13 protein-coding genes are annotated in these 12,371 nt (G+C 60.6%); 8 read left to right on the forward strand and 5 right to left on the reverse strand.

Annotation, left to right across the window (positions count from 1 at the left end; translation table 11 throughout):
* Nucleotides 1-97 precede the first annotated feature (97 nt).
* Together B2828_RS10530 and draG are read right to left on the reverse strand one after the other, a co-directional pair.
* On the reverse strand, nt 98-937 hold the full coding sequence (locus B2828_RS10530) for an NAD(+)--dinitrogen-reductase ADP-D-ribosyltransferase (RefSeq protein ID WP_479633696.1): 840 nt from the start codon (nt 935-937) through the stop codon (nt 98-100).
* Nucleotides 938-954: 17 nt separating this feature from the next.
* Entirely contained in the window at nt 955-1,866 is a 912-nt protein-coding gene (draG, locus tag B2828_RS10535) for an ADP-ribosyl-[dinitrogen reductase] hydrolase (RefSeq protein WP_479633697.1), read from the reverse strand.
* A 413-nt stretch (nt 1,867-2,279) separates the two neighbouring features.
* Between draG and nifH the strand changes: the two genes are divergently transcribed.
* The 8 genes from nifH to B2828_RS10575 all read left to right on the forward strand — a co-directional run bounded on the left by nifH (nt 2,280) and on the right by B2828_RS10575 (nt 10,062).
* Nucleotides 2,280-3,107 (forward strand): nitrogenase iron protein, encoded by an 828-nt coding sequence (nifH, locus tag B2828_RS10540; protein ID WP_479633698.1) that lies wholly within the window; start codon nt 2,280-2,282, stop codon nt 3,105-3,107.
* A gap of 92 nt (nt 3,108-3,199) precedes the next feature.
* Entirely contained in the window at nt 3,200-4,591 is a 1,392-nt protein-coding gene (gene vnfD / locus B2828_RS10545; RefSeq protein WP_479633699.1) for a nitrogenase vanadium-iron protein, alpha chain, read from the forward strand.
* Nucleotides 4,588-4,926 (forward strand): Fe-only/vanadium nitrogenase subunit delta, encoded by a 339-nt coding sequence (locus B2828_RS10550; protein ID WP_479633700.1) that lies wholly within the window; start codon nt 4,588-4,590, stop codon nt 4,924-4,926. Before vnfD ends, B2828_RS10550 begins: the two co-directional genes overlap by 4 nt.
* A gap of 24 nt (nt 4,927-4,950) precedes the next feature.
* Nucleotides 4,951-6,336 carry a nitrogenase component 1 gene (locus B2828_RS10555; RefSeq protein ID WP_479633701.1) on the forward strand — a complete coding sequence of 462 codons (1,386 nt, stop codon included), beginning with the start codon at nt 4,951-4,953 and terminating at the stop codon, nt 6,334-6,336.
* A 169-nt stretch (nt 6,337-6,505) separates the two neighbouring features.
* Entirely contained in the window at nt 6,506-8,032 is a 1,527-nt protein-coding gene (locus B2828_RS10560) for a nitrogenase component 1 (protein WP_479633702.1), read from the forward strand.
* Nucleotides 8,017-9,360, forward strand: a complete 1,344-nt coding sequence (locus B2828_RS10565; protein ID WP_479633703.1) for a nitrogenase component 1 — start codon at nt 8,017-8,019, stop codon at nt 9,358-9,360. Before B2828_RS10560 ends, B2828_RS10565 begins: the two co-directional genes overlap by 16 nt.
* Nucleotides 9,361-9,373: 13 nt before the next feature.
* Entirely contained in the window at nt 9,374-9,748 is a 375-nt protein-coding gene (locus B2828_RS10570) for a NifB/NifX family molybdenum-iron cluster-binding protein (RefSeq protein WP_479633704.1), read from the forward strand.
* A gap of 11 nt (nt 9,749-9,759) precedes the next feature.
* Nucleotides 9,760-10,062 (forward strand): Fe-only nitrogenase accessory AnfO family protein, encoded by a 303-nt coding sequence (locus B2828_RS10575; protein ID WP_479633705.1) that lies wholly within the window; start codon nt 9,760-9,762, stop codon nt 10,060-10,062.
* Here the strand turns inward: B2828_RS10575 and B2828_RS10580 are convergent.
* From B2828_RS10580 to B2828_RS10590, 3 genes are read right to left on the reverse strand one after another with little or no spacing between them, the layout of a single operon-like run.
* A complete protein-coding gene (locus B2828_RS10580) occupies nt 10,059-11,180 on the reverse strand; it encodes a substrate-binding domain-containing protein (RefSeq protein WP_479633706.1) in 1,122 nt (373 codons plus the stop codon). The genes B2828_RS10575 and B2828_RS10580 overlap by 4 nt on opposite strands.
* A 49-nt stretch (nt 11,181-11,229) precedes the next feature.
* A complete protein-coding gene (locus tag B2828_RS10585; protein ID WP_479633707.1) occupies nt 11,230-11,949 on the reverse strand; it encodes an energy transducer TonB in 720 nt (239 codons plus the stop codon).
* Nucleotides 11,946-12,371, reverse strand: coding sequence for an ExbD/TolR family protein (locus tag B2828_RS10590; protein WP_479633708.1), 426 nt, complete (start codon nt 12,369-12,371; stop codon nt 11,946-11,948). The genes B2828_RS10585 and B2828_RS10590 overlap by 4 nt, the downstream gene beginning before the upstream one ends.

The raw sequence follows: 12,371 nt of genomic DNA on the forward strand, positions 1-12,371 counted from the left end.
CTTTGCGTGAAATATTTTTACTGGAGAGGCCATCTGGTAGCGTCTGAGTATGTAATTCGTATAAATTATTTCCTTCGTGTCCTCTGTGTAAATCTTGTCAGTAAAGCAACGTCTTTACCCGGTAATACCCGCCAAGCACGAGGTACTCGGATTCGCCGGAGAGGTACTTGGGCAGCAGGCCGCTGAAAAAAACGATTTTGGAGAGGGGAATCTGGACTTCCCAGGCCTTGGAGCCGAATTCCCAGGCGACCTCGCGGTCGGAGGTGAAGGAGCTCAGGTTGTTAAGCTGGATGAGCGTCTGGTGGCTGCTCTGCGGGGAGTGCCTTGAGCGCACGATGTATTCCTCCGGGTCGTGCGTGCCTCGGTAGAGCGTCTTCCAACACGCTTCCGGGAAGCGACGGCGCAGTTCGTCCTGGCAGAAGGTGTAGAGGAGATCGAGCTGCATCAAGATGCCGATCGTGCGTGCCGCGCCGCGCATCCGGTCAAAGGTGAATTGCGTGCGGGCCTCTGCGTTATCGGCCAGACGGCCGTTGTGGTAGGTGGCCAGGATGCCGAAACGGCTCTCGACCCAGGCCTTGAGGATGGCCCCCGCATGGCCGTTGCTGTCGGCCCCCCAGGCGCGCAGAAAATGGACGTAGCTGTACGAGGCCGGGGTCTTGCCGTCTTTTTGCTCGGCAAGCTCGGCGAGACCGAACTTCGCGCAAACGTAGTCGTCGAAAAGGCGCGAACGCTCCACGGCGTCGGGGATGCTATCGAGCATGTGGAAGAGGCGGCCGTCGGTGTCGCGCACGCCGTCGATTTCGATGGGGCGTGGGTCGGCCTGGAAGTCCTCGCTGCCGATGATCCAGGGAGGGATGTTGCAGCGGTTGATGACGCTCGTTGAACGAGAGTCGTCCTCCGCGATGTTTTTGTGGTAGAGGCTTTCCGGGAGGTGCATGGGATTGGGGGGAGATCCTAAAATGCTTGATCGGAGAGGGCGAGGAGCTGGGGAACTTGGCTGTGAATGGCGGCGGTAACTTTCGGGTCGATTTTCTTAAGCCACCGGTTCGGGATGCTCATGAAGCCGTAGAGCGCCCCGGCGAGCTGCCCCGCGATGGCTCCGGTGGTGTCGGCGTCGCCGCCGCGGTTGACCACACGCACGACGCATTCTTCAAAGCTGCCGGTGTTGAAAAAGCCGTCGAAAACGGTCTGTACCGTATCAACGATGTAGCCGCTGCTGTTGCCGGGCCACGGTTTAAAGCGAAAGGCCGGGTGGGCTTTTACCAGGTCGGCGGCGATCTGGTTGCAGTGGGCTTCCTCGCCGTGGAGGATCAGCTCGCGCGTCATCCGGGCCAGTGCCACGGTGCCCGCGTCGGATTGCGGGTGGTTGTGGGTCAGGTGGGCCTGCTCCACGGTGCGCTGGATGAGGATCTCGTCGCTCTGGAGCGTGGCCAGCACGGTCGCCACGTTGCGCATGGCCGCGCCGTTGCCGCCGTCGGCGTCGCAGGGAGGCGCGGCGACGGTGCCGTCCAAAAGAAAGCGCCGAATGCCCCGCCGACAGGTGTTGCCGATGTCGATGGGCAGGCTGCGCATCCACTTTACAAAATGGTTGCCGATGGTGCAGAGATCCCAGCCGCCGCTCTCGATCAAGGCCGCGCCGAGGGCGAGGGCCATCTCGGTATCGTCCGTAACGCGGCCCGCCTTGATGCCCAGCCAGCCGCCGCCCACGATCTGGTTGTGGACCTTGTATTGACCGGCAATCTCGCGCGCGGTCATGAACTCCACCGTGGCCCCGAGCGCGTCGCCGATGGCCACGCCAAAGAAGGCCCCCAACGCCCGATCCATTACGGTTGGACTCAGGATGGGGTGGCTGGTGTCGGAACTCATTGCGGTGCGATGGGCGTTTGGGATGGACGTATTATAAAGGGGGCTACCGGCTGGCAGCAAGCGCGTTGCGGCCTCGGTTGGGGAATATCGGAAGCTGGTCCGGAGTGTAAAGCGGGAATGACGAATGACAATCACAACTACCATTCGGTGCCTTTTTCGGCCAAAATCATACCAAAATGTATGGAATGGGGGAGGGGCCGAGGGCGCCTCCGGAGGGTAGGTAAAAAGATCCTGATTTTATGCGGCTGCGTAACTCGCTGATAATGCGATGGTTGTGTGGCGTTGAGTAGGATCGGTTATGCGGATTTTTTGCCCTGGCACGGCCTCTGCTAAATGCCCTTCCCGTAGATCAGAACCCGTGCGGCATGCAAACGCATCAGCGCCGCGGGACCATCCAAAGAAACCAACTAAACATGACACGCAAAGTAGCATTTTACGGCAAAGGTGGCATCGGCAAGTCCACCACTCAACAGAACACAGCGGCGGCCCTGGCTGCCGTTCACGGCAAGAAGGTGTTCATCCACGGGTGCGATCCCAAGGCGGACTGCACGCGTCTGGTCCTCGGCGGCAAGCCGCAGGAGACCATCATGGACACGCTGCGTGAAAAGGGCGAGGACGCCATCACCATCGAAAACGTCGTCAACACCGGTTTCTCCGGCATCCGTTGTGTGGAATCCGGCGGCCCAGAACCCGGCGTCGGCTGCGCCGGTCGCGGCGTTATCACCTCCATCAACCTGATGGAAGAACTTGGCGCGTATAACGAAGAGCTCGACTTCGTGCACTTCGACGTCTTGGGCGACGTGGTGTGCGGCGGTTTCGCCATGCCGATCCGCGAAGGCAAGGCCCAGGAAGTCTACATCGTCGCCTCGGGCGAGATGATGGCGACCTATGCTGCCAACAACATCTGCAAAGGCTTGCTCAAATACGCCGACCAGTCGGGCGTTCGCTTGGGCGGCATCATCTGCAACAGCCGCAAGGTCGACAACGAACTCGAAATGATCCTGGAATTCTGCGAAGCCCTCGGCACGCAGATGATTCACTTCGTACCACGCGATAACATCGTGCAAAAAGCCGAGTTCAACAAAAAGACGGTCATCGATTACGATCCGAACGTCAACCAGGCGCACGAATACGCCGAGCTGGCCCGCAAGATCATCGAGAACGAAATGTTCGTCAAACCGAAGCCCCTCACCATGCCGGAGCTGGAGAAGCTGGTCGCCCGCTATGGTCTGATGGATTGATTTTTCAGCGCTGAACGCGGGGGCCGGGGAGCCGCAACCGGCTCCCGCACAGTGACTGAGCACTTCGCCCACATTAACCAGAAAGATTTACCATGCCTTTAAAACTATTTAAATGCGACGAAACAATCCCCGAGCGCGAAAAGCACTGCTATATCAAGGCCCCGGGGGAGGATATCACCGAGTTCCTGCCTGCCTCCAACGTTGAAACCATCCCCGGCACCCTCTCCGAGCGCGGCTGCAGCTTTTGCGGCTCCAAGCTCGTGATCGGCGGTGTGCTTAAGGACACCATCCAGCTCATCCACGGCCCCATCGGCTGCTCGTATGACACCTGGCACACCAAGCGCTACCCGAGCGACAACGGCAACTTCCAGTTGAAGTACGCCTGGTCCTCCGACTTGAAGGAAAAGCACATCGTCTTCGGCGGCGAAAAGCAGCTCAAGAAGTCCATGATCGAGGCCTTCAAAGAGTTCCCTGAAATCAAGCGGATGATCGTTTACACCACCTGCGCCACGGCGCTCATCGGTGACGATCCCAAGGCGGTGGCCGACGACGTGATGGAAGAGCTCGGCGACGTCGATATCTTCTGCTCGCAATGCGCCGGTTTCGCCGGAGTTTCCCAATCCAAGGGCCACCACGTCTTCAACATCGACTGGATGAAGGAGAAGGTCGGCACGCATGAGGTGGAGATCACTAGCGAATACACCGTCAACTTCATCGGTGACTATAATATTCAAGGTGATACCTACATCCTCGAAGATTACATGAAGCGCATGGGCATCCAGATCATCGCCCACTTCACCGGCAACGGCACCTACGATTCGCTGCGCTCCATGCATCAAGCGAAACTGAACGTGACCAACTGCGCCCGTTCCGCCGGTTACATCGCCAACGAACTCAAGAAAAAATACGGCATCCCGCGTTTGGACGTCGATACGTGGGGCTTTGACTACACGGCCGAAGCACTCCGCAAAGTCGGCATCTTCTTCGGCATCGAAGATCGGGCCGAGAAGGTGATCGCCGAGGAAATCACCAAGTGGAAGCCGAAGCTCGACTATTACAAAGAGCGGCTTACCGGCAAGAAAGTCTGCATCTGGACGGGCGGCCCGCGCCTCTGGCACTGGACCAAAGCCTTCGAGGACGATCTTGGCATGCAAGTGCTCGCCATGTCCTCCAAGTTCGGCCACCAGGAAGACTTTGAAAAGGTCATCTCCCGCGGCCGCGAGGGCACCTACTACATCGACGACGCCAACGAACTCGAATTCTTCGAGGTCCTCGGCCAGATCAAGCCCGACATGGTCCTCACCGGGCCGCGCGTGGGCGAGCTCGTCAAGAAGCTACACCTGCCCTACATCAACGGACACGCCTATCACAACGGGCCTTACATGGGCTTCGAAGGCGCGGTCAATATGGCGCGCGACATGCACAACGCCATCTACTCTCCGCTCATGAAGCTGGCCGCAATCGACATCCGGGAGCAAAAATGAAAAATTACACTGCTGAACTCTACAAGTATATTCAGGAACATTACCTCTGGCAGTTCCACTCGCGGGCCTGGGACCGCGAGGCCAACATCAACGGCGTCATCGGGTTGGCGACCCAGCTCCTGACCTGCGATGTCATCTCCCTCAACACGCCCGCCGAAAAGTGCTACTACGCCGACGCGGTGACGCTGGTGAAGGACGTCAAGCGGGACATCCCCGACTTCCTCGAACTGGGAGCCGAGGGCATTAAAGAGGTCATGAAGTCCCTCAAGGAAAAGCTCCACGAGGTCGTCATCGACAAGTGCCTCAATGCCGAGGCCAAAGTCGCCCAATACTAAACCAACTTCTGCCAAGATTTAGATATGCCTATCAACATCAAAGAAAAAACCCGGACGGGTGTGATCAATCCGATCTTTACCTGCCAGCCCGCCGGGGCCCAGTACGCCAGCATCGGCATCAAGGATTGCATTCCTCTGGTGCATGGCGGCCAGGGGTGCTGCATGTTCATTCGGTTGCTCTTCGCGCAACACCTTAAGGAAAACTTCGACATCGCCTCCTCCTCGCTGCACGAGTCGGCGGCCGTGTTCGGCGGCGTTCCCCGCATCGAGGACGGCGTGATGACGCTGCTTCAGCGCTATCCGCACATCCGCACCATCCCGATCATCACCACGTGCTCCACGGAGACCATCGGTGACGACATCGAGGGGACCATCCGCAAGCTCGACAAGCGCATCAAAGAGCAGATGCCCGGCCGCAAGGTGAAGCTCGTGGCCATGCACACGCCGAGCTACAGCGGCAGCCAGGTCACCGGCTACAACGAAGCGGTGGAAGCCCTCGTGCGCACGTTCGCCACGGCGGGCGTGAAGAATGAGAAGATCAACGTCTTCACCGGATGGGTCAACCCGGGCGACGTGATCGAGATCAAGCACCTCCTGGCCGAAATGGGAATCGACGGCAATGTCTTGATCGACACTGAGACGTTCGATGCCCCGACGATGCCCGACAAATCCGCCTTCACCTATGGCAACACGACCATCGAGGATCTGACGGACACGGCCAACGCCAAGGGCTCCATCGTGCTCGCGAAGTACGAAGGCGGCAGCGCGGCGGATTACTTGAAGAGCGAATTCGACGTGCCGGTCGCCATGGGGCACCTGCCGATCGGTATCAAGAACACGGATGCCTTTATCGCGAACCTGGCCAAGCTCTCCGGCAAGCCGGTGCCGAAATCCCTCGTGGAAGAGCGCGGCCGCGCGATTGACGCCATGGCCGACCTCGCTCACATGTTCTTCGCCGACAAGAAGGTCGCCCTCTATGGCGATCCCGATCTGGTCATGGCGCTCGCGGAATTCTGCCTTGAGGTGGAACTTAAGCCGACGCTGCTCCTCTTCGGCGACGACAGCAAGCAGGTTGCCAAAGACGGCCGTCTCAAGGAACTCGGCGACAAGGTGGACTACGAGATCGAAGCCATCTGGAACGCCGACCTGTGGGAACTCGAAGAGCACATCAAGAATAATCCCGGCGATATCGACATCATCATGGGCCACTCCAAGGGCCGCTATATCGCCATTGATAACAAGATTCCCATGATCCGCGTCGGCTTCCCGACGTTCGATCGTGCGGGGGTTTGGAAAAAGCCTGTGATCGGCTACCGCGGGACGGAGCTCCTGGCGGAAACGATCGCGAATACTCTGTTTGCTGATATGGAAGCGAAGCATAACAGGGAATGGGTACTTAATACCTGGTAGGATAGAGTGGTTGTTGTTCCGTAAAAAGCGGCGGTCCGGCAGGTTGGTGGACACCTTGCCGGGCCGCCGTGGGAACGGAAAAGTTTTTCCCCCGGATGTGGGGCCTCTCGGGTTACTGGCCCGAGGTCATGAGGTCCCCAAGCAAATTTCAGAAAACACTTCCCAGTCTATGGCCGATATTTCCGAAAACGTCGTCTTCCACGGCAAGCTCAGCGAGCTTTACCGGCTGGCCAAAGAAGGCAAAATCACCACCAAGCTGCAAGGATCGCACACCCGTCCCTGCAAGTTCTGGACGGCCATGAAAATCCTCAGTGGCATTCGCAACGCGATTGTCATCGCCCACGGGCCCAGCGGGTGCGCCTACGGGGTCAAGGCGGCCTACAAGCTGACCAACAGCCGCAACAGCGGTTCGCCCTACGAATCGGTTGTTAGCACGAACGTAGACATGAAACGGATTGTCTACGGCGGCGAAAAGGAACTCAAAGGGGCCATCCTGGAGGTGGACCAAAAATATACGCCGGACCTGATCGTGGTCGCCACGAGCTGCGCCACCGGCATCATCGGCGACAATGTGGATGCGGTGGTCGACGGCCTCAAAGACCAGCTCCACGCCCAGACGCTCATCATTCACTGCGAAGGCTTTGCCGGGGAATACCGCAGCGGATTCGATCTCGTTTTTAAAGAGCTCGTCAAGCTCATGGAAGCTCCCAACCCGGAGGAGCAAGCCCGGCTGGCCGATGCGGTCAATATCGTTGGCGGCAAGATGGGCCCGGAACGCACAGAGGTGGATACCGACGTCAAGGAACTCATGCGGCTGGTTGAGGGGATGGGGGCGCGCGTCCATTCCGTCATCGCCGGGAATTGTACGATGGAAGAGCTGCGCACGGCCGCAAGCGTGGCCGTCAACTGCACGCTCTGCCTTGATATCGGCTACGTCATCGGGCGCGAAATGCTGAGCGTTCACGGCACGCCGCTGAACTCGACGATCCTCCCCTACGGCATTGCCGCCACGGAAAAGTGGATCCTGGAGGCGGCCAGGTATTTGAAGAAAGAGGAGGAGGCCAAGGCGCTGATGGCGCGCGAGTACGAGGCGATCCGCGTGGAGTTTGAGGAGGCCAAATCGCATCTGGTCGGCAAGACGGCCATTGTGGAAGGCCACGACGCGGTCAAGTCGCTCTCCATCGCCCACATGCTGGAGCATGACTTCGGGATGCGCGCGATCATTTTCAATTTTCACCCGTGGGATACCGGCGCCCGCGAGACGAGCATCGACTACCTGCTCGAAACGGGCATCGATCCGGAGATCCTCATCACCAAAGGGACGCTGGCGTTCGGCAAGTATGAGTCGATGCAGCAGACGGAGGAGGAGCTGCTCAAATTCCTGGGCGGCATCGACACCAGCTCGGTGGTTTACTTCGGGTCCTCCTTGAGCTTTCCGTCGATCCCGCTCGTGGATCTCAACGCGATTTTGAACCGGCCGCGCTTTGGTTACCGTGGGGCGCTGAAAGTCGCCCAGTGCATCAACAAAGCACTCAACTACTCGTTCCGCCCCCGGAGCTGGCTTTCCAAAAAAATGGTGTTTCCAAAGAAAGCGGGCCTGGCCTCGGCGTCGTCGCTGACGCCCAAACTGAGCCAGGATCTTCCCGATTGCACCGTCTACGCAGGCAGAAGGAGGGGCAGATGCTTGAACAGCTAAAATTCGAAAACTGTAATCACAGCCGCGACCCGATCGTCAGTTGCGCGTTGGAAGGCGTGGCCAGCGTGATCGCGGGCATCCAGGACGTCAGCATCGTGATCCATTCTCCGCAAGGATGCGCGGCCACGGTGGCGGCGGCTTACGATGCGCACGAGACGGATTTCACCAAGCGCAAGGTGGCCTGCACGCGGCTCTTTGAGTCGGATATCATCATGGGGGCCTCGGAAAAGCTGATGGATCTGATTCGCCAGGCGGACAAATCTTTCGGCGCGAGCGTGCTCTTTATCGTGGGCACCTGCTCGGCGGATATCATCGGCGAAAACCTGGAGGGAATTTGCGCGGAGATGCAGCCGGAGATCAATGCCAAGCTGATCCCCGTGACGGCGGGCGGCTTCCGGGGTAACAGCTACGAGGGAATGGAAATGGGCCTCGCCGCGCTTCTGCCGATCATTAGGAAGCATGAGACCAAGAAGGAAAAGACGGTCAATTTGATCGCCCCGCAGGCGAACTTGAATCCGACGTGGTTCGCCGATTTTCACTGGGTTCGCGAGGTTCTGGGCAAGCTCGGCGTGGAGGTGCAGACGGTCTTTTCGCACGATACATCGATGGCGCAGATCGAAGCTGCCGGGGCGGCCTCGGGCAATCTGCTGCTGAGCCACGACACCGGGCACGGATTTGTGCAAAAGCTGGAAAAAACGCACGGCATTCCGCTGCTGCTGGGCGATCTGCCGCTGCCGGTGGGCGTGAAGAATACCAGCCGGTGGATTCGCGCGCTGGGGGAACAATTTGGAGCGCAGGAGGCGGCGGAAAAGCTTGTGGAGGAAGGCGAAGGGCAGGTCCTCGACGTCCTGCGCCGCCGCGCGCTGATGCTCATTCCGCGCTACCGCAACTGCAAGGTCGTGCTTTCCGCCGACGGCACCATCGGGCTCGGGCTGGTGCGCATGGTGTTTGAGGAGCTGGAGATGATCCCCGAACTGCTGCTCTTCCGCTCGGCGCTCACTCCGGCGGCGCGCGAGATCCTGGAACGCGAGTTGGATGACCTCGGCCTCAAAACCAAGGTGGCCTTTGCCGTGGACGGTTATCAAATCAAGAAAGCCGTCAATGAAGTGCAGGCCGACGCGATGATCGGCTCCTCGTGGGAAAAGTACATCGCGGAGGAGGCGGGCATCAAGATCGCGTTCGATCTCCTGAGCCCCAGCAACCGCGAGGTCTACGTCGACCGGCCTTACTTCGGCTACGAAGGGGCGCTCAACATTCTGGAAGTTTTCGCCAACGATTGGGAGCGGGCGTTCCGCTCCAAAGCCATCGACCCGGCGCTCTGTGACTGATTAGAAAATACCTATGAGTAATATTGAAAACCCGGTAAAGCTGCGTGTGGCCGTTTCCTCGGAGACGGGCCGCTTGGTGGATTCCCATTTCGGCAAGGCCAATACGTTCATGATCTACGAGGTGAGCGATGCGGAGATCAAACACATCGAGGATCGGGAGATCGACGAGGAGTGGGAGATGGGTGGCGGTGCGCCCAAATCCGCGGGCCGCGTGAAGGCGATCGCGGATTGCGACGCGGTCGTGACCTCGCGCATCGGCGTTCATGCGCAGGATTCGCTTAAGGAGCACGGGGTGCTCGGGGTCGAGTATCCTTACCAGATCGACAAGGGCCTGAAATACGCCCTGCTCCAGTGGAAAGAAGCCAACATGCAACCCAAGTATCCCTGATTTCTAGCCTTATGGAAACCGCCGTTGAAATGCCGCTTTTGGAAGACCTCGGAGAGGGACGCTACCGGATCTCGCTGCACGCGATCCAGCAACCGGGCAGCGTGGTGAAGACGAAGGATTTCCTGCTCCCGATGTTGAAAGATCCGCAGTACAAGGAGTTCGAAATCCTTTGCCATCACGTTCCCTCGTGGCTCGTGATCGAGATTATGGACTGCCGCCTGCCAGGCGAGATCGAGAAGCTCGCCGACGGCTCCATGCGCGTGAAAATCTGGCGCACGGGCGGTTGCGGGCCCGCGTTGGTTAAGAAACCTTAAGAAGCCGTAAGCACCTTGCCGGTTTCGGTGGTCTCGTATCCGGGGAGGTCGCCTAACTGCCGCTGGAAGCGCCGGGCCTGCAAGAGGTCCAGCATTCGGGCGGCGGGCGGAAAATCCAGGAGCACCTTGGGGACGACCAAGTTGAAGCCGACTTCCTGCACCGGCACGAAGTCGAGCCCGCAGGCGTCGGCCACGGCCCGCAAGCCGATGGCGACGTTGGCCAGGCCCTCGCGGATGTTCTGGGCGCAGGCGAAGTGCGTGGGGGCGGTGTTGCCGTAGCCCTGGACTTTCTCGGGCTTGATGCCCCCCTGTGCGAGGAGCGAATCGAGCAAAAGACGGCTTCCCGCGCCCGTGTTGCGGTTGACGAGGGTGACTTTCTTGCTGGTCAGATCTTCGACGGAGCGGAAGTTGAGCGGGTTGCCCCGGGGGAGCATCCAGCCCTGTTCCCAACGGGCGAACCGGACGAGGACGACGTCCATCGGCAGCTGGGCGATGGCCTGTCTCTGGCTTTCGGCGTCGGGGAAATGCACCCCGGCGATGTGGGCTTCGCCGTAGCGCAGGGCGGTGATGGCGGCGCTGCTATTGAGGTTCTGCCAGCGGATGGCCCCCTCGTCGTAATGGCGCTTCCAGAGGTCGCGCAAAATGGCCAGCGCGGGGTCGCATCCGGCCACGAGCAGGTTATTGCGGAAGTGGTCGGGTGCGCCGAGAAGCTTTACCTCGCCACGCGGGCCGTCGCGGGAGACGATCCGGCCGTCGGCCTCGCCGAATTCACCGGAATCGGGAGCGAGAAAGGGAACGGCGATCCAGCGGCCGCCGACTTCGGCTAGGCGCACGCGGTTTTGCGGAAAATCAGGGTTGGCCGAGGAGAGGGTGACGGAAACGATCTGCTCGGTCTCGGGCTTTTGGAAAAGATCGGTGATGGGGCAGCCCAGGACTTCGGAGAGCCGCAGCGCGGTGGTTACCGATGGGATCGAGAGGCCGCGCTCGATCATATTGACCGCTTGACGGGTCAGCCCCGCCCGCCGTGCGAGCTCCACTTGACTGAGATGGAGCTTCTCGCGCAGCGCCAGTACGCGGCACTCGTAGGTCGGCTCGGACACGAGGGAAAGGAAGCTCAACCGCCCCGCAATGTAAAGACTTTCTCTACATTGTTTTACGCTCGCGCCCTCAGCGTTGATCCAGGCGGAAGCGGATCGGGACGTTGATGCGGGTGGCCACGGCGATTCCGGCGGCCCGCGCCGGTTCGAAGCGCCAGCGCCAGAGGGTCTTGAGGGCTGACTCATCGAGGCCCGGGTAGCCGCTGCCGCGCAGGAGGGTGACGGCGGCGGGGCGGCCCTCGGCGGAGACTTCGACCGAGATGAGGACGACGCCCTCGTGCTTGGCCGCCAGGTCCTCGCGCGGGTAGTCCGGCTTGGGATTGCTGCGGGTGCGGGGAAGCGTGCCGCCTCCAGAGCCGTGGTTGCCGATCTGCGCGGCATCGGCGTCGGGGGACCCGGTGGTGACGTTGGCGTTCTGCCGGGGCTTGGCCTGGGTGTGGCTGGGCGTGGGCCGTGGGGCCGTGGCCGGATGAGGCGGCGGGGTCGGCTTGGGCGTGGGGGCGGCGATGACCGGGTCCGGCTCGGGCGGAGGCGGTGTGGGTTCGGGCGTCGGCTCGGGGGGCGGTTCCGGAGTCAGGGCGGGCTGGGGAGGCTCGGGGTCGGGGGTGACTTCGGCCATGGCTTCCGCGCCGGGGGCGGAATCGACCAGGTTGACGTCGACCGTCGCCGGTTCACCCGCCACGGGGAGCGGCTTGGCGGCGGTGCCCAGGCCGCAGCCGAAGAGGATCAGCGCATGCACGCCGACGGCGGCGATGAAGCTCAGCAGGAACCCCGGCGGTTTCAGTTTCATTTGGTTGCGGCGGGAAGCGGCTCCGTTTGGATCGCGATTTTGGTGATGCCGAGTTTCCTCGCCTGATCGAGCACGGCAATGGCGGTGCCAAATTCCGCTTTCACGTCGCCGTTGATGACCACGCGGGGATCGTTGTCGCGGGTGAGCAGGCCCTTGAGCGCGGCGTCGAGGGCCTCGTTGTTGACGGGCTCTTTGTTGAAGTAGACGCCGCCCTGGGCATCGAGCGAGATGGTGTTGGTTTCGGAACGCTCCTGGGGCGCGGCGGTGGCGGCTTTGGGGAGGTTCACGGCGATGCCGCTGTTGCGTACCATCGAGAGGGAGACCATGACGAAGGTGGCCAGCAGAAAGAAGATGATGTCGATCAAGGGGATGATCTCGATGCGGGCCCGCTTTTTGCTTCGAGGCGAGGAGATGGCGATCAT

This window comes from Spartobacteria bacterium UBA695, assembly GCA_002298145.1.
In the GTDB taxonomy this organism is placed as follows: Bacteria; Verrucomicrobiota; Verrucomicrobiia; order Chthoniobacterales; family Chthoniobacteraceae; genus UBA695.